General features: G+C 64.1%; 20 protein-coding genes. 14 read left to right on the top strand and 6 right to left on the bottom strand.

Annotated elements, in window-relative coordinates; genetic code table 11:
* Positions 1-2 precede the first annotated feature (2 nt).
* Positions 3-539, bottom strand: a complete 537-nt coding sequence (gene rloA, locus JKP78_RS04720) for a retropepsin-like aspartic peptidase RloA (RefSeq protein WP_170029229.1) — start codon at positions 537-539, stop codon at positions 3-5.
* 353 nt (positions 540-892) lie between these two features.
* Between rloA and JKP78_RS04715 the strand changes: the two genes are divergently transcribed.
* From JKP78_RS04715 to prpD, 6 genes are all read left to right on the top strand, one after another.
* Positions 893-1609: a GntR family transcriptional regulator gene (locus JKP78_RS04715; RefSeq protein WP_186675846.1), complete on the top strand. Its 717-nt coding sequence runs from the start codon at positions 893-895 to the stop codon at positions 1607-1609.
* On the top strand, positions 1606-2496 hold the full coding sequence (gene prpB / locus JKP78_RS04710; RefSeq protein WP_170029231.1) for a methylisocitrate lyase: 891 nt from the start codon (positions 1606-1608) through the stop codon (positions 2494-2496). Before JKP78_RS04715 ends, prpB begins: the two co-directional genes overlap by 4 nt.
* 177 nt (positions 2497-2673) lie before the next feature.
* Complete coding sequence (prpC, locus tag JKP78_RS04705; protein ID WP_186684469.1) at positions 2674-3801, top strand: bifunctional 2-methylcitrate synthase/citrate synthase; 1128 nt, start codon at positions 2674-2676, stop codon at positions 3799-3801.
* 115 nt (positions 3802-3916) lie between these two features.
* Positions 3917-6505, top strand: a complete 2589-nt coding sequence (gene acnD / locus JKP78_RS04700) for a Fe/S-dependent 2-methylisocitrate dehydratase AcnD (protein WP_200626137.1) — start codon at positions 3917-3919, stop codon at positions 6503-6505.
* Between the two features lie 145 nt (positions 6506-6650).
* On the top strand, positions 6651-7841 hold the full coding sequence (gene prpF, locus JKP78_RS04695) for a 2-methylaconitate cis-trans isomerase PrpF (protein WP_200626136.1): 1191 nt from the start codon (positions 6651-6653) through the stop codon (positions 7839-7841).
* A 72-nt stretch (positions 7842-7913) separates the two neighbouring features.
* A complete protein-coding gene (gene prpD, locus JKP78_RS04690; RefSeq protein WP_200626135.1) occupies positions 7914-9398 on the top strand; it encodes a 2-methylcitrate dehydratase in 1485 nt (494 codons plus the stop codon).
* A gap of 95 nt (positions 9399-9493) precedes the next feature.
* On the opposite strand, the gene acnB is transcribed toward prpD, so the two are convergent.
* On the bottom strand, positions 9494-12103 hold the full coding sequence (gene acnB / locus JKP78_RS04685; RefSeq protein WP_170034114.1) for a bifunctional aconitate hydratase 2/2-methylisocitrate dehydratase: 2610 nt from the start codon (positions 12101-12103) through the stop codon (positions 9494-9496).
* 406 nt (positions 12104-12509) lie between these two features.
* On the opposite strand from acnB, the gene JKP78_RS04680 reads away from it, so the two are divergent.
* Positions 12510-12980 (top strand): DUF1289 domain-containing protein, encoded by a 471-nt coding sequence (locus JKP78_RS04680; protein WP_170029234.1) that lies wholly within the window; start codon positions 12510-12512, stop codon positions 12978-12980.
* Positions 12981-13049: 69 nt separating this feature from the next.
* Positions 13050-13688 (top strand): hypothetical protein, encoded by a 639-nt coding sequence (locus JKP78_RS04675; RefSeq protein WP_186684476.1) that lies wholly within the window; start codon positions 13050-13052, stop codon positions 13686-13688.
* A gap of 52 nt (positions 13689-13740) precedes the next feature.
* On the opposite strand, the gene queD is transcribed toward JKP78_RS04675, so the two are convergent.
* Positions 13741-14097, bottom strand: coding sequence for a 6-carboxytetrahydropterin synthase QueD (gene queD / locus JKP78_RS04670; protein WP_170029236.1), 357 nt, complete (start codon positions 14095-14097; stop codon positions 13741-13743).
* Between the two features lie 53 nt (positions 14098-14150).
* A complete protein-coding gene (locus JKP78_RS04665; RefSeq protein ID WP_200626134.1) occupies positions 14151-15230 on the bottom strand; it encodes a patatin-like phospholipase family protein in 1080 nt (359 codons plus the stop codon).
* Positions 15231-15413: 183 nt separating this feature from the next.
* On the opposite strand from JKP78_RS04665, the gene JKP78_RS04660 reads away from it, so the two are divergent.
* The 5 genes from JKP78_RS04660 (at position 15414) to JKP78_RS04640 (ending at position 19487) form a co-directional block, all read left to right on the top strand.
* Positions 15414-15722: a PepSY domain-containing protein gene (locus JKP78_RS04660; RefSeq protein WP_170029238.1), complete on the top strand. Its 309-nt coding sequence runs from the start codon at positions 15414-15416 to the stop codon at positions 15720-15722.
* On the top strand, positions 15722-16036 hold the full coding sequence (locus JKP78_RS04655; RefSeq protein ID WP_186684477.1) for a PepSY domain-containing protein: 315 nt from the start codon (positions 15722-15724) through the stop codon (positions 16034-16036). The genes JKP78_RS04660 and JKP78_RS04655 overlap by 1 nt, the downstream gene beginning before the upstream one ends.
* On the top strand, positions 16037-16705 hold the full coding sequence (locus tag JKP78_RS04650; RefSeq protein WP_186684478.1) for a response regulator transcription factor: 669 nt from the start codon (positions 16037-16039) through the stop codon (positions 16703-16705).
* Positions 16702-18021 carry an ATP-binding protein gene (locus JKP78_RS04645; RefSeq protein WP_170029241.1) on the top strand — a complete coding sequence of 440 codons (1320 nt, stop codon included), beginning with the start codon at positions 16702-16704 and terminating at the stop codon, positions 18019-18021. Before JKP78_RS04650 ends, JKP78_RS04645 begins: the two co-directional genes overlap by 4 nt.
* A gap of 311 nt (positions 18022-18332) precedes the next feature.
* A complete protein-coding gene (locus JKP78_RS04640; RefSeq protein WP_186684479.1) occupies positions 18333-19487 on the top strand; it encodes an HPP family protein in 1155 nt (384 codons plus the stop codon).
* On the opposite strand, the gene JKP78_RS04635 is transcribed toward JKP78_RS04640, so the two are convergent.
* A complete protein-coding gene (locus tag JKP78_RS04635) occupies positions 19461-20327 on the bottom strand; it encodes a LysR family transcriptional regulator (RefSeq protein WP_170029243.1) in 867 nt (288 codons plus the stop codon). The two genes, JKP78_RS04640 and JKP78_RS04635, sit on opposite strands and share 27 nt — an antisense overlap.
* Positions 20328-20507: 180 nt before the next feature.
* Between JKP78_RS04635 and JKP78_RS04630 the strand changes: the two genes are divergently transcribed.
* On the top strand, positions 20508-22397 hold the full coding sequence (locus tag JKP78_RS04630) for a propionyl-CoA synthetase (protein WP_200626133.1): 1890 nt from the start codon (positions 20508-20510) through the stop codon (positions 22395-22397).
* Between the two features lie 49 nt (positions 22398-22446).
* Here the strand turns inward: JKP78_RS04630 and zapE are convergent, their stop codons facing one another.
* Entirely contained in the window at positions 22447-23529 is a 1083-nt protein-coding gene (zapE, locus tag JKP78_RS04625) for a cell division protein ZapE (protein ID WP_186684482.1), read from the bottom strand.
* Positions 23530-23620 lie beyond the last annotated feature (91 nt).

Genomic DNA, 23620 nt, shown 5'->3' with positions numbered 1-23620 from the left:
GATTACTCTGCTTTGGGAGCGTCGGTGGCACAGGCAGGTTTGCCGGCCGCGTATTTAAGGCTTGGGTCGACCAGCGCGTCGAAGTGCTTGAGCGCCTCGGAGCCGATCAGCAGCGGGAACTGGAACGCGCTGCGGTCGGTGAGGTTGACTTCGATGGTGCGCACGGCCTGGCCCATGCAGATTTCAAGTTCGATGACCGGGCGGGCGGTGTAGGCCTTGCCCGATTCGGCATCATAGTCACCGGCCCGGCGCTTGATCTTGCTTACGCGCGCCAGCGGGCGTTCGATGGGATGCGAATGCGCGGCGTCGATGGCCAGGTAGAAGCGCACCCAGCTTTCGCCGTTGCGCTTGAAGCGCTTGATGTCGCGAGCACTGAGCGAGGCGGTCTTGGCGCCGGTGTCGAGCTTGGCTGCCACTTCCAGATCCAGGTCGCCCAGGCGTGCATATTCGTTGAGACCGTAGACGGTCTTGCCTGCGGCCTGGCCAAGGGCCGGCAGCAGGGTGAGGCAGAGCAGCAATAGAACGGGTGTAGGTCTCATATTCCTGGCGCGGTGCAGTGCAAGGTTCGGGGCTTTCTTCGGAGCTCTGTCGAGCGCGATCTTCAGAGCAATCTTCAAGCCGTGTTCAGAGCAAGGCGACTGGCAACGACTGCGCAAGCTTCCTCGTTCATCTGTCAACAACATGAAACGGACGACAGACGGGTTATCCATACTCCAACGGAGGCGCGGCATTCTATCACGCCGACGTCTTGACGCCAGCGGTGCGCGATCTGACAGCGGTGCGGCGGTGTTAGTTCGTTCTTAGACGATTGTCGACAATATTCATTTTGTCTTTGACTGCTGCGCTGGGATTCGCTAGTTTCTGGCCAAGAGATTTGCAAGGTGTCGACAATATGCACGACCTCTCCACCCCCAGCCCGGTGCTGACAGACGAAACGGAAACCTTGTCCGAAAACGTCTTCCGGCGCATCCAGGCGGCCATCGTCAAGGGTGATATCGCCCCCGGCAGCAAGATTTCCGAGCCGGAACTGGCGCGCACCTATGGCATCAGCCGCGGGCCGCTGCGCGAGGCCATTCACCGCCTCGAAGGGCAGCGCCTGCTGGTGCGCGTGCCGCATGTGGGGGCGCGAGTGGTGTCGCTCAACCACGCCGAACTGATTGAACTGTATGAAATTCGCGAGTCGCTGGAAGGCATGGCCTGCCGCCTGGCCGCCGAACGCATGAGCCAGGCCGACATCGACGAGCTGCGCCGGGTCCTCGATACCCACGAGCGCGATGCCGCGTTCCAGGCTGGGCTGGGCTACTACCAGCAGGAAGGCGACTACGATTTCCACTACCGGATCATCCAGGGCAGTGGCAACCAGACGCTGGTCAAGATGCTGTGTGGCGAGCTGTACCAGCTGGTGCGCATGTACCGCATCCAGTTTTCGGCCACGCCGAACCGGCCACGCCAGGCCTTTGCCGAACACCACCGTATTCTCGACGCCATCGCCGACCGTGACGGCGAGCTGGCCGAACTCCTGATGCGCCGCCACATCGGCGCGTCCAAGCGCAATATCGAGCGTCACTATCTGGACGCCCAGAACAACAGCCCACGAGGTGAGAAATGACTGTGAAGAGCACCCCCGGTCAGCGTTTCCGCGACGCCGTTGCCGCTGAACATCCGTTGCAGGTGGTAGGCACCATCAACGCCAACCATGCGCTGCTGGCCAAGCGCGCCGGCTTCAAGGCCATCTACCTCTCTGGTGGTGGCGTGGCCGCCGGCTCGCTGGGCCTGCCGGACCTGGGCATCAGCAACCTCGACGACGTGCTCACCGACGTGCGCCGTATCACCGATGTGTGCGACCTGCCGCTACTGGTGGATGTCGACACCGGCTTCGGTGCCTCGGCCTTCAACGTCGCCCGTACCGTGCGTTCGATGAGCAAGTTCGGCGCGGCTGCCATTCATATCGAAGACCAGGTAGGCGCCAAGCGTTGCGGCCACCGCCCTAACAAGGAGATCGTCAGCCAGCAGGAAATGGTCGACCGCATCAAGGCCGCGGTCGATGCCCGTAGCGATGACAGCTTCGTGATCATGGCGCGTACCGATGCCCTGGCCGTCGAGGGCCTGAACGCTGCGCTGGACCGTGCCGCCGCCTGCGTCGAGGCCGGCGCCGACATGATCTTCCCGGAAGCCATTACCGAGCTGCAGATGTACAAGACCTTCGCCGACCGGGTGAAGGCACCGATCCTGGCCAACATCACCGAGTTCGGCGCCACGCCGCTGTACACCACCGAAGAGCTGGCCTCGGTCGACGTGTCTCTGGTGCTGTACCCGCTGTCGGCCTTCCGCGCCATGAACAAAGCCGCCGAGAATGTCTATACCGCGCTGCGCCGTGATGGCACGCAGAAGAACGTGATCGACACCATGCAGACCCGCATGGAGCTCTACGAGGCCATTGGCTACCACGCTTTCGAGCAGAGCCTGGATGCGTTGTTTGCCCAGAAGAAGGGCTGAAGGCTTCGGTTGGAGCGGCTGGCCTCTTCGCGGGCGCGCCCGCTCCCACAGGGGCCCCACAGGCATGGAGTGCCAAGCAGTCCCTGTAGGAGCTGGCGCGCCCGCGAAGAGGCCGGCACAGACAGCACTGATTAGCCAGTTAGATTTCCAAAACAAGTTCAAGAAAGGAGAAACACCATGGCCGAAGCAAAAGTACTCAGTGGCGCAGGCCTGCGCGGCCAGGTCGCCGGCCAGACCGCATTGTCCACCGTGGGCCAGGCCGGTGCCGGGCTGACCTACCGGGGTTACGACGTGCGTGACCTGGCCGCCGGTGCCGAATTCGAAGAAGTCGCCTACCTGCTGCTGTACGGCGAGCTGCCGAGCAAGGCCGAACTGGCCGACTACAAGCGCAAGCTCAAGGGCCTGCGTGACCTGCCGCAGGCGCTGAAGGAAGTGCTCGAGCGCATCCCGCGCGACGCCCACCCGATGGACGTGATGCGCACCGGTTGCTCGGTGCTCGGTACCCTGGAACCGGAGCTGACCTTCGAAGCCCAGCGCGAGAAGACCGACCGCCTGCTCGCGCTGTTCCCGGCGGTGATGTGCTACTGGTACCGCTTCACCCACCACGGCGTGCGCATCGACTGCACCAGCGACGAAGACACCCTCGGCGGGCATTTCCTGCACCTGCTGCACGGCAAGAAACCCAGCGACCTGCACGTCAAGGTGATGAACGTTTCGCTGATCCTTTACGCCGAGCACGAATTCAACGCTTCCACCTTCACCGCCCGCGTCTGTGCCTCGACCTTGTCCGACCTGTATTCCTGCATCACCGCTGCCATCGGCTCGCTGCGCGGCCCGCTGCACGGTGGCGCCAACGAGGCGGCGATGGAGCTGATCGAGCGTTTCCAGAGCCCGCAGGAAGCTACTGCCGAGCTGCTGCGCATGCTTGAGCGCAAGGACAAGATCATGGGCTTTGGCCATGCCATCTACAAAGAGTCCGACCCGCGCAACGAGGTGATCAAGGGCTGGTCGAAACAGCTGGCCGACGAAGTGGACGACAAGGTCCTGTACCCGGTTTCCGAAGCCATCGACAAGACCATGTGGGAGCAGAAGCGCCTGTTCCCCAATGCCGACTTCTACCATGCCTCGGCGTATCACTTCATGGGTATTCCGACCAAGCTGTTCACCCCGATCTTCGTCTGCTCGCGCCTGACCGGCTGGGCGGCGCACGTCTTCGAGCAGCGCGCCAACAACCGCATCATCCGCCCGAGCGCCGAATATGTCGGTGTCGAGCAGCGCAAGTTTGTGCCGATCGACCAGCGCTGAGGCCTGGGTCGCTCCCACTCCGGTGTAGGAGCGGCCTTGCGCCGCGACACGGGCGCGCAGCGCCCGTAATGGCCAGACCTGCATACCGAATACCGTGACCGAGCCTGATAACGATATGAACACTGCATTTCGCAAGCACCTGCCAGGCACCGACCTGGACTATTTCGATGCCCGCGCGGCGGTCGAGGCGATCAAGCCCGGCGCCTACGATGGGCTGCCTTACACCTCCCGCGTGCTCGCCGAAAACCTGGTGCGCCGCTGCGACCCGGCAACCCTCGACGCCTCGCTGGGCCAGCTGATCGAGCGCAAGCGCGATCTCGACTTCCCATGGTTCCCGGCGCGGGTGGTGTGCCATGACATCCTTGGCCAGACCGCGCTGGTCGACCTCGCCGGCCTGCGTGACGCGATTGCCGACAAAGGCGGTGACCCGGCCCAGGTCAACCCGGTGGTGCCGGTGCAGCTGATCGTCGACCACTCGCTGGCCGTCGAATGCGGTGGCTTCGACCCGCAGGCGTTCGAAAAGAACCGGGCCATCGAAGACCGCCGTAACGAAGACCGCTTCCACTTCATCAACTGGACCAAGAAGGCCTTCAAGAACGTCGACGTGATCCAGCCGGGCAACGGCATCATGCACCAGATCAACCTGGAGAAGATGTCGCCGGTCATCCACAACGACCGTGGCGTGGCCTACCCGGATACCTGCGTCGGCACCGACAGCCATACCCCGCACGTCGACGCCCTGGGCGTGATCGCCATCGGCGTGGGTGGCCTGGAAGCGGAAAACGTGATGCTTGGCCGCGCCTCGTGGATGCGCCTGCCGGAAATCATCGGCGTCGAGCTGACCGGCAAGCTGGCGCCGAACATCACCGCCACCGACCTGGTGCTGGCCCTCACCGAATTCCTGCGCAAGCAGAAGGTCGTTGGGGCCTACCTGGAGTTCCACGGCGAGGGCGCTCGCGCCTTGACCCTGGGCGACCGTGCCACCATTTCCAACATGGCCCCGGAGTACGGCGCCACTGCAGCGATGTTCGCCATCGACCAGCAAACCATCGACTACCTGCGCCTGACCGGCCGCGAAGAGCAGCAGGTCAAGCTGGTGGAAACCTATGCCAAGGCCACCGGCCTGTGGGCCGACAGCCTGGGCGGCGCGGTGTACGAGCGCACCCTGAGCTTCGACCTGGGCAGCGTGGTGCGTAACATGGCTGGCCCGTCCAACCCGCATGCCCGGGTCGCCACCAGCGACCTGGCGGCCAAGGGTATCGCCGGCAAGTGGGAAGAAGTGCCTGGGCAGATGCCTGACGGCGCAGTGATCATCGCGGCCATTACCAGCTGCACCAACACCAGCAACCCGCGCAACGTGATTGCCGCAGGCCTGCTGGCGCGCAACGCCAACAAGCTGGGCCTGGCCCGCAAGCCATGGGTCAAGTCCTCGCTGGCCCCAGGCTCCAAGGCCGTGCAGCTGTACCTGGAGGAGGCGGGGCTGGAAAAGGAACTGGAGCAGCTCGGCTTTGGCATCGTCGCCTTCGCCTGCACCACCTGCAACGGTATGTCCGGCGCCCTGGACCCAGCGATCCAGCAGGAAATCATCGACCGTGACCTGTACGCCACCGCCGTGCTGTCGGGCAACCGCAACTTCGACGGGCGTATCCACCCCTATGCCAAGCAGGCGTTCCTTGCCTCGCCACCGCTGGTGGTGGCCTACGCCATCGCCGGTACCATCCGCTTCGACATCGAGAAGGATGTGCTGGGCGTGGTCGATGGCAAGGAAATCCGTCTCAAGGATATCTGGCCCAGCGACGAGGAGATCGACGCCGTTGTCCGTGCAGCGGTCAAGCCGGAGCAGTTCCGCAAGGTGTACATCCCGATGTTCGCCATCGAGGAAGACCGTGGGCCGAAGGTGGCGCCGCTGTACGACTGGCGCCCGATGAGCACCTACATCCGCCGCCCGCCCTACTGGGAAGGGGCGCTGGCCGGCGAACGTACCCTGCGCGGCATGCGCCCGCTGGCCGTGCTGCCGGACAACATCACCACCGACCACCTGTCGCCGTCCAACGCTATCATGCTCGACAGCGCCGCCGGTGAGTACCTGGCCAGGATGGGCCTGCCGGAAGAGGACTTCAACTCCTACGCCACCCACCGCGGCGACCACCTGACGGCCCAGCGCGCCACCTTCGCCAACCCCAAGCTGTTCAACGAAATGGTGCGCAATGCAGACGGCAGCGTGAAGCAGGGTTCGCTGGCGCGGATCGAGCCGGAAGGCAAGGTTACCCGCATGTGGGAAGCGATCGAGACCTACATGCAGCGCAAGCAGCCGCTGATCATCGTCGCCGGCGCCGACTACGGCCAGGGCTCGTCGCGTGACTGGGCGGCCAAGGGTGTGCGCCTGGCCGGGGTCGAGGCGATCGTCGCCGAAGGCTTCGAGCGCATCCACCGCACCAACCTGGTTGGCATGGGTGTGCTGCCGCTGGAGTTCAAGCCGGGTACCGACCGCAAGACCCTGGGCCTGGACGGCAGCGAGACCTACGACGTGCTGGGTGCGCGTACGCCACGGGCGACCCTGACCCTGGTGGTGACCCGGGCCAGCGGCGAGCGCCTGGAAGTGCCGGTGACCTGCCGCCTGGACACCGCCGAGGAAGTGTCGATTTACGAGGCCGGCGGGGTGCTGCAGCGCTTTGCCCAGGACTTCCTCGAAGCCACCGTGTAATTGCAGGGGGCCGCTTTGCGGCCCATCGCGACACAAGGCCGCTCCTACAAGCGTCACGCGGTCCCTGTAGGAGCGGCCTTGGGTCGCGATGGGCTGCAAGGCAGCCCCAGAGGTCATATGCATCTCAAACAGGACAGTACATCCCATGGCACATGCACCCCAGATCAAAATCCCCGCCACCTACATCCGTGGCGGCACCAGCAAAGGCGTGTTCTTCCGCCTGCAAGACCTGCCCGAACGGGCGCAAATCCCCGGGCCGGCTCGCGATGCCCTGCTGCTGCGGGTGATCGGCAGCCCGGACCCCTATGGCAAGCAGATCGACGGCATGGGCGGCGCCACCTCGAGCACCAGCAAGACCGTGATCCTGTCGCAAAGCATCAAGCCCGATCACGATGTCGACTACCTGTTCGGCCAGGTCAGCATCGACAAGGCCTTCGTCGACTGGAGCGGTAACTGCGGCAACCTCTCTGCCGCAGTCGGTTCGTTCGCCATCAGCAGCGGCCTGGTCGACCCCGCGCGCATCCCGCGCAATGGCGTCGCCACCGTTCGCATCTGGCAGGCCAATATCGGCAAGACCATCATCGCTCACGTGCCGATCAGCGAAGGTGAAGTGCAGGAAACCGGCGACTTCGAACTGGACGGGGTGACCTTCCCGGCCGCCGAGGTGCAGCTGGAGTTCCTCGACCCGGCGGCCGACGAAGACGGCGACGGTGGCGCGATGTTCCCCACCGGTAACCTGGTCGATGACCTCGTGGTGCCGGGGGTGGGTACCTTCAAGGTGACCTTGATCAATGCCGGCATCCCGACCATCTTCGTCAATGCGGCAGACATTGGCTACACCGGCACTGAACTGCAGGATGCCATCAATGGCGACGCGCAGGCACTGCTGCGCTTCGAGACGATCCGCGCCCATGGCGCCGTGCGCATGGGGCTGATCGAGCATGTCGACCAGGCTGCCGGGCGTCAGCACACGCCAAAAGTGGCCTTCGTCGCGCCGCCGAGCACCTACACTGCGTCCAGTGGCAAGGTGGTGCAAGCGGATGATATCGACCTGCTGGTACGGGCCCTGTCCATGGGCAAGCTGCACCACGCCATGATGGGTACGGCGGCGGTGGCTATCGGTACTGCGGCGGCCATTCCGGGTACGCTGGTGAACCTGGCTGCTGGCGGGGGCGAGCGTAGCGCCGTGCGTTTCGGGCACCCCTCGGGCACCCTGCGGGTGGGAGCCGAGGCGCGCCAGGTGAATGGTGAGTGGACAGTGACCAAGGCAATCATGAGTCGCAGTGCTCGGGTGCTGATGGAGGGCTGGGTTCGCGTACCTGGCGATAGCTTCTAACGCACGAACTGGCGCTCGGCTTCAAGCGGGGCCGCTGCACAGCAGCCCCGGCACTTTTGAAGGGAGCTGCATATGAGCGCCAACGTAGACCTCAATGACCGCCCGGATTATGACCAGGTGCTGCAAACCCTCGCCGACTACGCGCTCGGCTACCGGGTCGAATCACCTGAAGCCCTGGACACCGCCCGCAACTGCCTGATGGACACCCTCGGCTGCGGCCTGCTGGCCTTGCGCTTCCCCGAGTGCAGCAAACTACTCGGCCCGCTGGTGGAGGGCACCGTGGTGCCCAATGGCGCCCGTGTCCCAGGTACCAGCTACCGCCTCGACCCAGTCAAGGCGGCCTGGGACATCGGCTGCACGGTACGCTGGCTGGACTATAACGATACCTGGCTGGCCGCCGAATGGGCGCACCCCTCGGATAACCTGGGTGGCATCCTGGCGGTTGCCGACCATCTGTCGCAAAAGCGTGTAGCCGCCGGTGAAACACCGCTGCTGATGCGCGATGTGCTGGAGACCATGGTCATGGCCCATGAGATCCAGGGTGTGCTGGCGCTGGAAAACGCCTTCAATCGGGTTGGTCTCGACCACGTGATATTGGTCAAGGTGGCGTCCACCGCAGTGTGCGCAAGGCTGATGGGCGCCAACCGTGAGCAGATGCTCAGTGCCTTGTCCCACGCCTTCGTCGACGGCCAGGCACTGCGCACCTACCGCCACGCGCCCAACGCCGGTTCGCGCAAATCCTGGGCTGCCGGCGATGCTTCCAGCCGTGGTGTGCGCCTGGCCGATATCGCCCTGCGTGGCGAAATGGGCGTGCCAAGTGTGCTCACTGCACCCCAATGGGGTTTCTACGACGTACTGTTCAGCCACACCAACAAGGACCTGGCACTCAAGCCCGCCGAGCAGCAGGCGCTGCGCGTGCCGCAGGCCCTGGGTAGCTATGTGATGGAGAACGTGCTGTTCAAGGTCAGTTTCCCTGCCGAGTTCCATGCCCAGACTGCCTGCGAGGCGGCAGTCAGCCTGCACCCGCGGGTGCGCAATCGCCTGCACGAGGTTGACCGCATTGTCATCACCACTCAGGAGTCGGCAATCCGCATCATTTCAAAGAGCGGCCCGCTGGCCAACGCCGCCGACCGCGACCATTGTTTGCAGTACATGGTGGCGGTGCCCTTGATTTTCGGGCATCTAGTGGCCGAACAATATGAAGACGCCTTTCACGCCAACCATCCAAGCATCGACCGCCTGCGCGAGAAAATGGAGGTGATCGAAGATCCTCGCTTCAGCCGCGAATACCTGGAACCGGACAAGCGCTCGATTGCCAACGCGCTGCAGGTGTTCTTCAAGGATGGCAGCAGTACCGAGCAGGTAGTGGTGGAGTACCCGATCGGTCATCGGCGCCGGCGGGCGGAGGGCATACCGTTGCTGGAGGCGAAATTCAGGGCCAACCTGGCGACGAGGTTCGCCCGGCAGCGCTGTGAAGAGATTCTGGCGGTATGCAAGAACCAGCAGGCGCTGGAGGGGATGGCAGTGCATCGGTTCGTGGACCTGTTTGTGATCTGAGAGACCGGCAAGGCCAGCACAGAGCCACAAAAAAGCCCCGGCATTTCTGCCGGGGCTTGTTCTTGTAGCTTGCAGCTTACAACTTGCCGCTCAGCTTACGCCTGAACCACCGGGATCTTGGCGTTGGCTGCCGCTTCGCGGAACTCGGCGATCTGGTCGAAGCTCAGGTAGCGGTAGACGTCGGCAGCCATGCTGTCGATGTCTTTCGCGTACTGCATGTACTCTTCGACGGTCGGCAGCTTGCCGATGATCGAAGCGACAGCAGCCAGTTCGGCCGATGCCAGGTACACGTTGGTAGCGTCGCCCAGGCGGTTCGGGAAGTTACGGGTCGAGGTGGACACCACGGTCGAACCAGTCTGTACGCGTGCCTGGTTACCCATGCACAGCGAGCAGCCTGGCATTTCCATGCGTGCACCGGCCTTGCCGTAGATGCCGTAGTAGCCTTCTTCGGTCAGCTGGTGAGCGTCCATCTTGGTTGGCGGAGCCAGCCACAGGCGGGTCGGGATACCGCCCTTGACCTTGTCCAGCAGCTTGCCGGCGGCGCGGAAGTGACCGATGTTGGTCATGCACGAACCGATGAACACTTCGTCGATCTTCTCGCCCTGTACCGAAGACAGCAGGCGGGCATCGTCCGGGTCGTTCGGCGCGCAGAGCACAGGCTCCTTGACGTCGGCCAGGTCGATTTCGATGATTTCAGCGTATTCGGCATCGGCGTCGGCCGACAGCAGCTCAGGCTTGGCCAGCCAGGCTTCCATGGCCTGGGCACGGCGCTCCAGGGTGCGGGCATCGCCGTAGCCTTCGCCGATCATCCAGCGCAGCAGGGTGATGTTGGACTGCAGGTACTCGGCAATGGCCTTTTCCGGCAGCTTGATGGTGCAACCGGCAGCGGAACGCTCGGCCGAGGCGTCGGACAGCTCGAAGGCTTGCTCGACGGTCAGCTCGTTCAGGCCTTCGATCTCGAGGATGCGGCCGGAGAAGATGTTCTTCTTGCCTTTCTTCTCGACGGTCAGCAGGCCCTTCTGGATGGCGTAGTAAGGGATGGCATGGACCAGGTCACGCAGGGTGATGCCTGGCTGCAGTTTGCCCTTGAAGCGCACCAGGACGGATTCCGGCATGTCCAGCGGCATGACGCCGGTGGCGGCGGCGAAGGCCACCAGGCCGGAACCGGCCGGGAACGAGATGCCGATCGGGAAGCGGGTGTGCGAGTCGCCACCGGTACCCACGGTGTCAGGCATCAGCATGCGGTTCAGCCAGCTGTGGATGATGCCGTCGCCCGGGCGCAGCGACACGCCGCCACGGGTGCGGATGAAGTCTGGCAGGGTGTGGTGGGTGGTGACGTCGATCGGCTTCGGATAGGCCGCGGTGTGGCAGAACGACTGCATCACCAGATCAGCGGAGAAGCCCAGGCACGCCAGGTCTTTCAGCTCGTCGCGGGTCATCGGGCCAGTGGTGTCCTGGGAACCGACGGTGGTCATCTTCGGCTCGCAGTAGGTACCTGGGCGCACGCCCTTGCCTTCCGGCAGGCCGCAGGCACGACCGACCATCTTCTGCGCCAGGGTGTAGCCTTTGCCCGAATCGGCAGGCTGCTCCGGCTTCTTGAACAGGTCGGAAGCGCCCAGGCCCAGTTCGGCGCGAGCCTTTTCGGTCAGGCCACGGCCGACGATCAGCGGGATACGGCCGCCAGCGCGGACTTCATCCAGCAGCACTTCGGTCTTCAGCTGGAAGGTGGTGACCAGTTCGTCGCTGCCGTGACGGCGCACTTCGCCCTTGAACGGGTAAACGTCGATGACGTCGCCCATGGCCAGGTTGGTGCAGTCGAATTCGATCGGCAGGGCGCCAGCGTCTTCCATGGTGTTGTAGAAGATCGGGGCGATCTTGGTGCCGAAGCAGAAGCCACCGGCGCGTTTGTTCGGTACGTACGGGATGTCGTCGCCGAAGAACCACAGCACCGAGTTGGTAGCCGATTTACGCGAGGAGCCGGTACCGACCACGTCACCGACGTAGGCAACCGGGAAGCCCTTGGCCTTGACCGCTTCGATCTGCGCCAGCGGGCCGACCGAGCCAGGCTGCTGCGGCTCGATGCCGTCACGGGCCATTTTCAGCATGGCCAGGGCGTGCAGCGGGATGTCAGGGCGCGACCAGGCGTCCGGGGCAGGCGACAGGTCGTCGGTGTTGGTTTCGCCAGGCACCTTGAACACGGTCAGGGTGTACTTGTCGGCGATCGCCGGACGCGAGGTGAACCACTCGCCGGCAGCCCAGGATTCCAGCACGGCCTTGGCGTGAACGTTGCCGGCCTTGGCCTTTTCGGCCACGTCGTGGAAGGCGTCGAACATCAGCAGGGTGTGCTTGAGCTGTTCGCCCGCGACGGCGCCCAGTTCGGCGTCATCCAGCAGCGCAACCAGCGTTTCGATGTTGTAGCCGCCCTGCATGGTGCCCAGCAGTTCGGTGGCGTGCTTGCGGTCGATCAGTGGCGACTTGGCTTCGCCCTTGGCGATGGCGGACAGGAAGGCTGCCTTGACGTAGGCGGCTTCGTCGACCCCTGGTGGTACGCGGTGGGTGATCAGGTCTACGAGGAAGGCTTCTTCGCCGGCCGGCGGGTTTTTCAGCAGCTCGACCAGGCCTGCAGTTTGTTCGGCGTTCAGCGGCTGGGGCACGATACCCAGGGCGGCACGCTCTTCGATGTGTTTGCGGTAGGCTTCAAGCACAGTTATTTCCCTCATCAGTGGTCCCTAAAGGGGGTCCGGGACGCTCATCCAGCATTCAATGCACCCATGCGCTGCCACGGCTTTGTGGGCCGCCCAGCCAGAGTCGCAAGGAATCCTTACAGAAGCTGCTTTCAAAGTTTTACGCCTGCAGAACGGAAAGCTGATGAGGGCTGGCACGGGCATGCGAGGGATGCATGGCCCGGGCCAACGCCGTTCTACCGGATGAACTGTGCTCGTGACGCTTTGAAAACAGCTTCCAACGGACATTGTTGCCTTTGAAAAGGCCGGATGATTCTACGGCAAAAAAAGCCCGAAGGTAAGGCGGCGAAGACGACTTTAACGAGTGACCCTGGTTAGACAAAGGGCTAACATGGGCCTGTGTTCCACCGCCAAGCTGTTGTTTTTCATGTCCAACAAGTCCATCAAGACCCCTTGTGTCGGCCTTTGCTCAACGGTGTATGGCGACACGGTATGCCGTGGCTGCAAGCGGTTTCACCATGAAGTGATCCACTGGAACGGCTACGACGATGCGCAAAAGCGTGCGGTGTGGCTGCGCTTGGAGCAACTGCTGGTGCAGGTGATGATGGCCAAGCTGGAAGTATTCGACAAAGCCCTGCTGCGCCAGCAACTGGAGCAGCGCTCCATCCGCTTTGTCGAGCAGCAGTCCGAGTATTGCTGGGCGTACCAGCTGATTGCCCGCGGGGCCCGGATGATTCGCGACCTGGAGGCTTACGGCATGGTGCTGCTGCCGGAGTTCCGCGACTGGGAGCTGCCGCAGCTGCGTGATGCCATCGATCGCGAATTTTTCCTCTTGTCCGAAGCGCATTACCAGCGTTACATCGCGCCGGCCTTCCTGCACAAGGCCTTGGGTGAGTAGCTTCCCTCTGGCTTGCGAAGGCCCGGGTTCATAGCGTAGAGGCTCTTTGAACTGGCGGGGAGCGTCAGCATGAGCGAATACCTATTTAACTCCCGGGAAACGTTCCTGGCCCGCTGCTGGTGGCAAGCTTCGGCGCAGCGCATCGAGCCGCAGGCATGGGTCGATCAGAAACACCGGTTATCCGCGATGTGGGTAGAAACCGGGAGCCGGGGCAATCGAGGCCACTGGGATCACTATCTGCAGAGCGAGGGAAACGGCGTGCTGGAAAAACGCCTTGACCCGATCGATTACCTTTCACCGAGCCAGCGCTACTTCGAACTGTTCTGGTTCGGTGCCTATACCAAGGGCAGTGCAGGGCCGGGCAAGCGCCTGTATTACGAGATCCGGCCTGCTGACCGGAAATGGAACATTGCCCGCTGGGCACTGGATTCGAACGCTTGGTCGGGCTATGTGGGCATCTGGGAAACCGATGAAGCGCAAGGCGCCCTGCGCAAGCCCGCTTCCGCCCGGTTATGGACGATCGATGGCCTGGCGCCGGAAATGCAGGAAGGTGAGCGCCGCTTCAACGTGCTGCTGTCGACGCCAAATGGTGGAAACCTCCGGCGTTACGCAAGTGAAGGCGCGCTGTTTTTCAATACCAACAAAGGTGACGCCGGGCGCGTCGCGATGGAAATCCTGAGCTTTCCCCACCAGCACGGTGAGGTCTGAGCGTGGCCGCCGGCCTCTGCGATGAGTGCGTAGGGCCGGCATTCACGACGCTTCAGTCGCCGGTATATTCACAGCCGCTGGTGCAGGTTTCATGAATGCGCACCTTGGACAGTTCAGGCATCAGCGGCTTTACCTGGTCCCAGATCCATTTGGCGATGACTTCGCTGGTAGGGTTCTCAAGCCCCGGGATGTCGTTCAGGTAGTTGTGATCCAGCTGATCGTAGATCGGCTTGAAGATCGCCTTCACCTCGGCAAAGTCGCGGATCCAGCCGGTGTGCGGGTCGAGCGGGCCGGTCAGGTGCAGGCCGACCTTGAACGAGTGGCCGTGCAGGCGGCCGCATTTGTGCCCGGCAGGGACGTTGGGCAGGCGGTGCGCCGATTCGAATGTGAACTCTTTGAAAATTTCCACGCTGGCATGACTCTGTGTGAATCGATAATGCGCCCAGTCTACCAGCATGGCCGCTACAAGGCTTGCAGCTGATCATGCAACCGCCCGGTGGCGAGCAACTCCAGCAACTCGTCGCCCAGCCGCTGGCTTTCGGCAATGGCCTTGTACCAGTAGCGTTTACGGCTTGGCGCATCACCCATGAAGCGCTTGAAGTCGTTACGGTCAGGCAGCTTGCCGTAGGGCAGAGCGGCCAGGTATTGCGCCGAGGGCGTCATCAGCAGCACGTTCTGCAGGCGCGTGGCATCGCCCCTGCGCCAGGGCAGGGCCTTGTCGAACCAGCCAGGCACGACCTTGTCGGTGAAGTGCGGGTACAGCACCAAATCGTCGCCGCGGTAGGGCAGGTCGAGGTGGTAATCGAGCAGGCCGCCGTCGCGGTAGGTGCCGGCACCGGCGCCGGGGATGTCTTTCACACCCTCCATGACCATGGGGATGGAGCCCGAGGCGAGCAGGGCATGGCGCAGGTTGGCCAGGTCCAGCGGCAGGCAGCGCGAGGGGAAATCGGTGAGCGCGTCGAGCGGCGGCGTGGCGCGGCCATCGTGGAGGATGATGCGTTCGAAGTGACGGGCCAGGCGCGCACGGCCAAGCAGGTTGCTGGCAACCACCGAACCCAGGCCAAGGCCCAGGCGCGCGCGATGGTCGTGGGCAAGATGCCCATGGCTCTTGACCACCAGGATGTTCAGGCGATAGTGCGGGTTGGCCAGCAGCTCGCTGTCGCGGCCTTGCAACAGGTCATCGAGCATGCGTTGGCAGCTGCGGCTGATCTCGGAGGGCGTGACGCCCTTGGCAAAATCCTGCTCGGTATACAGTTCGCCCAGGCGGCGGATGCCTGCGACCGGGTCGTCAAGGCAGGCACTGGCGAAGCGCCAGGCACCGATCGAAGCGCCGATCAGGGCACGCTGCCGGGGCGCCGACGGCAGCCATTCACCGAACAGTGCCAGGTCCAGGCCCTGGATGCCCAGCGGCTTCGGCCCACCCGCCGCGCCCGGCAGCACACCGACATCGGCCGCCTGCAAGCCGCGCTCGCGGATCTGCCGCATGGCACGCTGGCCGGCCTTGAAGGTGAGGGCGGGGTACTTGACGTGGATGGCGCTCATGACGGGTCTCTTGGGCGGTGACTGGGCATTATAGGGACGCTGCGAGGTATCTGTGCAGGTCAGCAAGCCGCTGGCCCATTGACCTGCGCTATCATGCCGGCAGTTGTTTTCAGGTTGAATTAAGGACCGCTGGGTAATCTTAACCCCGTAGACAACTTGTACAGTTCTCAGGAGAGAAGAACGATGAAAACCTTGACTGCCCTGTTCACCGCCGCCGCCCTCGCGTTCGGCGCCAACGCCGCCTTCGCCAAGGACGTGCAGCCCGACGAAGTGGTCAAACTGGTCAACGCCAAGACCATCAAGTCGCTGGACGAACTCAAGGCCGCTGCCGTGGCCAAGCACCCGGGCGCCACGGTCACCGACTCCGAGCTGGAAGACGAATACGGTCGCTACATCTACAAGGTCGAGCTGCGCGACAGCCAGAATGTCGAGTGGGATGTCGATCTGGATGCCAAGACCGGTGAAGTCCTCAAGGACGAGCGGGACAACTGATGATTCACCTACCGCGGTCGGCACGCTACCTCGCGCTGGTGCTGCTGGCCGCTTGTTCGCTGGCCATGGCCCGCGACCTTGACCAGGACGAAGCCCTGGAATTGCGCCAGAAGGGGGTCATCCTGCCACTCGAGCATCTGCTGGAAACTGCCCTGGGGCGTCACCCCGGGGCACGCCTGCTGGAGGCCGAACTGGAAGAGGATGACGATCGCTATGCCTATGAAGTCGAGTTGCTGACGGTTGAAGGTGTGGTGCGCGAGGTCAAGCTCGATGCCAGCACCGGCACGCTGCTCAAGGATGAGGAAGACGACTGAATGCGCCTGTTGCTAGTCGAAGATAACGTGCCGCTGGCCGATGAACTGACCAGCGCACTGCAACGCCAGGGCTACGCTGTCGACTGGCTGGCCGATGGGCGTGATGCCGTGTACCAGGGGCAGAGCGAACCGTACGACCTGATCATCCTCGACCTGGGCTTGCCGGGCTTGCCGGGCCTTGAGGTGCTGGCGCAGTGGCGCGCTGCCGGCCTGGCCACACCGGTGTTGATCCTTACCGCGCGCGGCTCCTGGGCCGAGCGTATCGAAGGGCTGAAGGCCGGGGCCGATGACTACCTGAGCAAACCGTTTCACCCCGAAGAGCTGCAATTGCGCATCCAGGCGTTGCTGCGCCGTGCCCGTGGCCTGGCCAACCAACCGACGCTGGAGGCGGCCGGCCTGCACCTGGACGAAAGTCGCCAATGCGTCAGCCGCGACGGCGTGGATATCCAGCTGACCGCCGCCGAGTTCCGCCTGCTGCGCTATTTCATGCTGCATCCGCAGCAGATCCTGTCCAAGAGCCACCTGGCCGAGCATCTTTACGACGGCGAGACCGAGCGCGATTCCAACGTGCTGGAAGTGCACGTCAACCACTTGCGGCGCAAGCTGGGCCGCAGCGTCATCGAGACTCGCCGCGGGCAAGGCTATATCTATGCCGGGAGCAGCGCGTGAAGTCGATCCAGGCGCGCCTTAGCCTGGGCCTGGTGGCGGTGCTGGTGGTGGTTGGCCTGGTGCTGGCGCAACTGACCCTGTGGCTGTTCGAGGCTGGCCTGCAGCGTTACCTGGAAAACGGCCTGCGCAAGGAAAGCGAGAACCTGCTGGTCGCCCTGGTGCGCGGGCCTTCCGGCCTGCAGCTGGATGAGCGGCGTATCTCGGCGGCTTACCAGCGGCCGTTTTCCGGCTACTACTTCCGCATCGATTTCGATAAAGGTACCTGGCGTTCTCGCTCGCTGTGGGACCTGGACATGCCCAAACCTGCTGCGCCGGGTCTTTCCGACAGCCACCAACTGGGGCCGGAAGGTCAGCAATTGCTGGCCTTGCGCGCCGATTACCGGCGCCTGGGGCAGGACATCTCGATCAGCGTGGCACAGGACTATTCGCCGGTCCGCGACGGTTTCCGGCGCATGCAGCAGATCGGCCTGGGCATGGGCCTGGTGGCACTGGTTCTGGTGCTGGTGTTGCAACGCATCACCGTGACCCGCTCGCTGCGGCCGCTGGAGCGCGCGCGTCAGCAGATCGCCCAGTTGCAGCAGGGCCAGCGCTCGCAGCTGGATGCCGAGGTGCCCAGCGAACTGGCGCCACTGGTGGGGCAGATCAACCATTTGTTGCAGCATACCGAAGACAGCCTGCGCCGCTCGCGCAATGCATTGGGCAACCTTGGCCATGCGCTGAAGACGCCGCTGGCGGTGCTGCTGAGCCTGGCCGCCAGCGAGCGGTTGAACGCATTGCCCGAGGTTCGCGCGCAGATGCGTGAGCAACTGGAGCAGATCCAGCAACGCCTGGCGCGCGAGCTGAACCGGGCAAGGTTGGCGGGTGACGCGCTGCCGGGTGCGCAGTTCGACTGTGACGCCGAATTGCCGGGGCTGCTGGCGACGCTGGGGCTGATTCATGGTGAGGGCTTGTTGCTGGCCAGCGATGTACCGTCCGGGCTGTTGCTGCCATGGGACCGCGAGGACTTCCTCGAATTGCTCGGCAACCTGCTGGACAATGCCTGCAAGTGGGCTGACAGCGAGGTGCGCCTGGGCATTGCGGTGGATGCCGAGGGCTACCGGTTGTGGGTCGATGACGATGGCCCGGGCATCCCCGACAGCCAGCGGCAACAGGTGCTGGAGCGCGGGTCGCGGCTGGACGAGCAGGTTGACGGGCATGGCCTGGGGTTGGGCATCGTGCGCGATATCATCGAAGCCTGGGGCGGGCGCCTGGCGCTGCTGGAGAGCCCGTTGGGTGGGCTGCGGGTCAGCATCGACCTGCCGCGCAAGGCTCGATAATGCCGGCGCGGCTTGCCGGCCCAGGTAGAGCGCTGACTTTGAATCGATGCGAAACGTGTAGGAGCGGCTTCAGCCGCGATCACCGGCAAAGCTGGTGCCATCCACCGCGTCGCCTGCATCGCGGATAAAATCCGCTCCTACGGGGCGAATCGATGGGCTGTGATATCACCAATGCAAAAAAATTGCAGTACAGCCGCATTTTTTTGAATTAGCCCAACCTCAACCTGCCCGGCAAAATCCCCTGCACGAAACCGGCCGTCAGTACCGGGCTTTCTTTCCTACCAGAAAAACCAAAGATCCTGATTATCTAAATGTCTGCCTCGCGTTCCGAAAGTCGTCTGCAGCGGCTGTTGCCTGCGCCGCTGAATATTCCCCCCAGAGAATGGTTGCGTGCCGCTATCGGTGCATTGCTCGGCCTGTTCCTCGCCGGTTGGCTGACCAGCATGGCCTTTGGCCCGGGCATCGCCTTGCACCTGCTCGGCCCGCTGGCGGCTTCGGCGGTGCTGGTGTTCGCCGTGCATTCCGGCCCGTTGGCCCAGCCCTGGCCGGTGCTGGGCAGCTACGCCGTGGCCGGTGCGGTCGGCCTGGCCATGCGCCAGGGCTTCGGCGCGGAGTTGTGGGTGGCCGCCGCTGCCCTGGGCGTCTCGATCCTGGTGATGTGCCTGCTGCGCTGCCTGCACCCACCGGGTGGCGGCGTGGCGCTGAGCGCGGTGCTGGCCGACTCGGGGCTGACCGCGATGGGCGATCGGCTTCTGGAGCCGGTGCTGCTCAATGCGCTGATCCTGATCACAGTGGCGATCCTCTACAACCGCCTGACCGGCGTGCGTTACCCGAAAGGCGCCGCGCCGCGCAAGGACCTGCACCATACCCATGACCCGCTGCCCAGCGAGCGGGTCGGCATCCGTGGCGAAGACCTGGACCAGGCACTGGAAGAACTGGGCGAGTTCGTCGACGTCACCCGTGACGAACTGGAACGCATCATCCTGGCCACCGAACAGCACGCCCTGCAGCGCAGCCTCGGCGGCATCACCGCCGCTTCGGTCATGTCCCGCGATGTTCAGTTCGCCTCGCCCGATACCACCCTGGAGCAGGCCTGGCAGATGCTGGCCAGCCATCACCTGAAAACCCTGCCGGTGCTGCAGCACGGCAAGCTGGTGGGCATCGTCAGCCTCAGCGACCTGGTCGGCCCGGCCATGCAGCGGGGCCGCTTCAGTTGGCGCGGCTGGTTCGGCCGCAAGGCGGTGCGCATGGAGCAGATAATGAGCCGCCGGGTCATCAGCGTCAGCAGCCAGCACCCGCTGGAGCGGTTGCTGCCGTTGCTGTGCGAGCAGGGCCTGCACTGCCTGCCGGTGCTGGAAGCCGACCAGCTGGTGGGGGTGATCACCCAGACCGACCTGATCGCCGGCCTCAAGCGCCAGTTGCTCAGCCGAACCGAAGCTTCAGATCAGCGGGTCCCAGCGTTGTGACCAGTCGCTGGCGCCGGCGGCTACCAGCCGGCGCAGGATGGCGAAGGCTTGTTGCAGGGCCTCGCTGTCCCGTTTGCGCGGGTACACCAGATAGGTCGGGTAGGTGAATTCCGGCGCTTGCGGTACCCGCTCGAACACCCCGCTGTCCAGGTAGGCTTGCACGACCCGGGTGCGGAAGTAGCCACTGCCGCCCTGGTCGAGAATGAACTGCAACGCCAGCGGCCCCAGGTTGAAACTCAGCGCCGGGCGTGCGCAATCGGGCAGGGCGGCATCGTGCTGGCGGCGGAAGGCTTCGCCCCAGTCGATGTAGATGTACGGCTCGGGGCGGTCGACCCGGCGCACGCGGATCAGCTTTTCTTCCATCAACTGCTCTACCTGCAGCCCCGGGCCATAGGTCGGCTGGTAGACCAGCGCGGCATCCAGCAGGCCCATTTCAACCTTGCGCAGCAGCGACTCGCCGTCGCTCACCTCGCTGCGGATGGCATGGCTGGGGAGCTCTTGGTGCAGGGCACTGACCCAGTCGAGCATCATCGGGTTGCCCAGGCTCACTTCACCGCCTACATGCAGCACCTGCTGGCAGCCTTGCGGCAGCGGCAGGTCGCGGCGCGCCGCTTCCCAGGTTTGCACCAGCTGGTTGGCGTAGCTGACAAAAGCCTCGCCGTCGCTGGTCAGGCTGGCGCCGTTGCGGCTGCGCACGAACAGCTGGCAACCCAGTTGCTGCTCGAGGCGCTGGACACGGGCGGTAATTGCCGTCTGTGACACGAACAGACGTTCGGCGGCGGCAACCAGGCTGCCGCAACGCACGATTTCCAGAAAGGTTCGGGCCTGATCGATGTCCATGCACTGCTCGTGGGTTGAAGGGGTGGCCTATTCTAGAGGCTTTGCACTGTTATGGGGCGCTTTTGCGCTGTCTGCAAATTTGCAGGTCGGTTGTGACTTTAGTCCCATGGCGGTGCCGCTGCAGCGGTCCATACTCAGGTTTCGCCCTTCAATAACAACAAGTACCGGGTATTCCTCGATATGAGCTACCAGCACAGCTACGCCCATTCCATTTCCGACCCTGCCGCATTCTGGGCGGAACAGGCCGCGCACCTGGCCTGGCACCGCAAGCCAGCCCTGACCTTGCAAACCAACGCCGACGGTACCCACCGCTGGTTCGCCGATGGCCGCCTGAACAGCTGCTACCTGGCCCTCGATCACCAGATCGAGCAAGGCCGCGGCGAGCAGTTGGCGCTGATCTACGATTCGCCAGTGACCGGCGCGCAGCAGGCCTACACCTATCATCAGTTGCGTGACGAGGTGGCACGCCTGGCCGGTTTGCTGCGCCAGCTGGGGGTGAACAAGGGCGATGGGGTGATCATCTACATGCCCATGGTGCCGCAGGCGGCCATGGCCATGCTGGCCTGTGCGCGGATCGGAGCGGTGCATTCGGTGGTGTTCGGTGGCTTTGCCGCCAACGAACTGGCCTTGCGCATCGACGATGCCCGGCCAACCTTGCTGCTGACGGCCTCCTGCGGGCTGGAGTTCGACCGGGTGATCGCCTACAAGCGGCTGGTCGACCGCGCCCTGCAGCTGGCCCGCCACCAGCCGCGCAAGGTGCTGGTGCTGCAACGGCCGCAAGCCCGCGCCGAGCTGCAAGTGGGTCGTGACCTGGACTGGCAGGCGGCATTGGCGCAGGCCGAGCCGGTGCCACCGGTGGAGCTGGATGCGGGCGACCCGCTGTACATCATGTATACCTCGGGCACCACCGGCAAACCCAAAGGCATCGTGCGGGAAAACGGCGGCAACGCCGTGGCGCTGTGCTATGCCATGCGCCATATCTACGGCATGCAGGCGGGCGACGTGTGGTGGGGGATTTCCGATGTCGGCTGGGTAGTTGGCCATTCGCTGATCGTCTATGGGCCGCTGATGAGTGGCTGCACCACGGTGTTCTACGAAGGCAAGCCGATCCGCACCCCGGACGCTTCGGCCTACTGGCGGGTGGTGGAGCAGTACAAGGTCAATGCCTTGTTCTGTGCGCCCACCGCCATGCGCGCCATCCGCAAGGAAGACCCGGATGGCGAACTGATCCGCAAGCACGACCTGAGCTCGCTGCGCCAGTTGTTCCTGGCGGGCGAGAAACTCGATTCCAGCACCCACGAATGGTTGGAACGGGTCACTGGCAAGCCGGTGCACGACCACTGGTGGCAGACCGAGACCGGCTGGCCGGTCACCGCGCCCTGCGTTGGGCTGGAGGGCAGCGCGGCGAAGCCGGGGTCCAGCAACCGGGCGGTGCCGGGGTACCACGTGCAGGTGCTGGATGACGAGGGGCATCTGCTGGAGCCGAACCACCAGGGCTCGATCGTCATTGCCCTGCCGTTGCCGCCCGGGTGCAGCCAGACGCTGTGGGGCGATCACGAGCGTTACCTGCAGGCTTACCTGCGCACTTACCCGGGGTACTACCACACCGGCGATGGCGGGTACCTGGACGATGAAGGTTTCGTCTACATCATGGGGCGCACGGATGACGTGATCAACGTGTCCGGGCACCGGCTGTCCACCGGCGAGATGGAGGACCTGGTGGCGCGTCATCCGGCGGTGGCCGAGTGCGCGGTGATTGGCGTGCACGACGAGATCAAGGGGCAAGTGCCATTGGCCCTGGTGGTGCTCAAGGACGGTGAGGGCATTGCCGAGGCGCAGTTGCTGGTCGAACTGGTGGGCAGCGTGCGCGAGGAGATTGGTGCGCTGGCCTGCTTCAACCGGGTACGGCTGGTGAAACGGCTGCCCAAGACCCGTTCGGGGAAGATCCTGCGGGCCGTGTTGCGCAAGATTGCCGACGGGCAGGACTACGTGCCGCCTTCGACCTTGGATGACCCGGCGGTGCTCGGGGAGATCGAAGCGGTGCTGGCGGACTTGCCCAGGGCTGGCTGATCCTGTGACGTTGCGGGTCTCCTGGCGGGTGCATCCGCGAGGAGACCTGTCAGGCAACTCGATCCTGGGGCCCAAGCTGATGCAACTGCCCCAGCCGGCTGCGGGTGCGCATCAGGTCGGCAAGTGGCCCATCCAGGCTCTCTTCCAGCGGCCGTTTAGCGATCACTATCACTTGCCGGTCCTGGTCATACAGCACATCCACCAGGTTGACCAAACGCTGCTGCGCCGCCAGCGAGCATTGCGAAAGATCGTCCAGCCCATCGATGACCCATTCATCGTATCGCTCGGCCAGTACCAGGTAGTCGATAACCGCCGTGGCGTGCTCGCACAGGTCTGCAAAGGCAAACACCACCCGCCGGCCATCGCTGGCCAGCGCGCGCAACGGGCGCTTGTTCACCTCCAGCATCAGCGGCTGTTGTTGCGGAACCCCGAGCGCCTGGCGTTGTGCCGCCGTGCCTGGCCAGGCATAGCAACCACGGGTGAAGCGCTGATGTTCGCGGTTTGCCGGCAGGCTGCGGAAGTCGGTGTCACCGCTGACCTCGAGCACTGTCATCGAGCTGTTGATCAGGCGGATCACCGGCAGGAACCGCTCATGGTACAACGGGTTGGGCAGCAACCCTTCGGGGGCATAATTGGACGTTACCAGCAACCACACCCCACGGCTGAACAGGGCGTTGAACAAGCGCGTGAGCAACATCGCATCGCCAATGTCATGCACGTGGAACTCGTCGAAGCACAGCACCCGGCAGCCGCCCAGCAGTTCGTCGAGGGTCGCGCCCAGCGCATCATCCAGCGCGCGGTGGCGGTGCATGCCCTGGTGCAGGCGGGCAAAGAAGTCATGGAAATGCAGGCGTTGCTTGGCCGCTACCGGCACGGCCTGGAAGAAACCATCGAGCAACCAGCTCTTGCCGCGCCCCACCGGGCCGTACAGGTACAGGCTGCGCGGTTGGCCTTGTTCGAGCTGTGCCAGTTGCCCGGCCATGCATTGGATTACCCGGCGCTGGCCGTCGCTGAGCTGATAACCGCGGCTGCGTGCCTGCTCTTCGAACCAGCCGAGCAGCTCGCTCTGGGGGGCGGTGTCACGCAAGCGCCGGCCGAGCTGGCGTAACGGGGCAGGAATCCAGGCAGGCAAAGCGAAGCTCCTTCGGCGATGACGGGGAGCATGCAGCTTGCCCGAGCGCGGCGAGTTTGACCAATACAGAAAGTGCGCGGCAATCATCGCC

Origin of the sequence: Pseudomonas sp. LAM2023 (genome assembly GCF_016620375.1) — a bacterium.
Lineage (GTDB): Bacteria > Pseudomonadota > Gammaproteobacteria > Pseudomonadales > Pseudomonadaceae > Aquipseudomonas > Aquipseudomonas anuradhapurensis.
The sequence above is the reverse complement of the archived record's forward strand: the minus strand, read 5'-3'. Positions and strand labels throughout refer to the sequence as shown.

What these genes read in the sequence shown, in the direction of transcription:
- rloA (WP_170029229.1), bottom strand. Translation starts at nt 539, where the DNA reads ATGAGACCTACACCCGTTCTATTGCTGCTCTGCCTCACCCTGCTGCCG.
- JKP78_RS04715 (WP_186675846.1), top strand. Translation starts at nt 893, where the DNA reads ATGCACGACCTCTCCACCCCCAGCCCGGTGCTGACAGACGAAACGGAA.
- prpB (WP_170029231.1), top strand. Translation starts at nt 1,606, where the DNA reads ATGACTGTGAAGAGCACCCCCGGTCAGCGTTTCCGCGACGCCGTTGCC.
- prpC (WP_186684469.1), top strand. Translation starts at nt 2,674, where the DNA reads ATGGCCGAAGCAAAAGTACTCAGTGGCGCAGGCCTGCGCGGCCAGGTC.
- acnD (WP_200626137.1), top strand. Translation starts at nt 3,917, where the DNA reads ATGAACACTGCATTTCGCAAGCACCTGCCAGGCACCGACCTGGACTAT.
- prpF (WP_200626136.1), top strand. Translation starts at nt 6,651, where the DNA reads ATGGCACATGCACCCCAGATCAAAATCCCCGCCACCTACATCCGTGGC.
- prpD (WP_200626135.1), top strand. Translation starts at nt 7,914, where the DNA reads ATGAGCGCCAACGTAGACCTCAATGACCGCCCGGATTATGACCAGGTG.
- JKP78_RS04680 (WP_170029234.1), top strand. Translation starts at nt 12,510, where the DNA reads ATGTCCAACAAGTCCATCAAGACCCCTTGTGTCGGCCTTTGCTCAACG.
- JKP78_RS04675 (WP_186684476.1), top strand. Translation starts at nt 13,050, where the DNA reads ATGAGCGAATACCTATTTAACTCCCGGGAAACGTTCCTGGCCCGCTGC.
- JKP78_RS04665 (WP_200626134.1), bottom strand. Translation starts at nt 15,230, where the DNA reads ATGAGCGCCATCCACGTCAAGTACCCCGCCCTCACCTTCAAGGCCGGC.
- JKP78_RS04660 (WP_170029238.1), top strand. Translation starts at nt 15,414, where the DNA reads ATGAAAACCTTGACTGCCCTGTTCACCGCCGCCGCCCTCGCGTTCGGC.
- JKP78_RS04655 (WP_186684477.1), top strand. Translation starts at nt 15,722, where the DNA reads ATGATTCACCTACCGCGGTCGGCACGCTACCTCGCGCTGGTGCTGCTG.
- JKP78_RS04650 (WP_186684478.1), top strand. Translation starts at nt 16,037, where the DNA reads ATGCGCCTGTTGCTAGTCGAAGATAACGTGCCGCTGGCCGATGAACTG.
- JKP78_RS04640 (WP_186684479.1), top strand. Translation starts at nt 18,333, where the DNA reads ATGTCTGCCTCGCGTTCCGAAAGTCGTCTGCAGCGGCTGTTGCCTGCG.
- JKP78_RS04635 (WP_170029243.1), bottom strand. Translation starts at nt 20,327, where the DNA reads ATGGACATCGATCAGGCCCGAACCTTTCTGGAAATCGTGCGTTGCGGC.
- JKP78_RS04630 (WP_200626133.1), top strand. Translation starts at nt 20,508, where the DNA reads ATGAGCTACCAGCACAGCTACGCCCATTCCATTTCCGACCCTGCCGCA.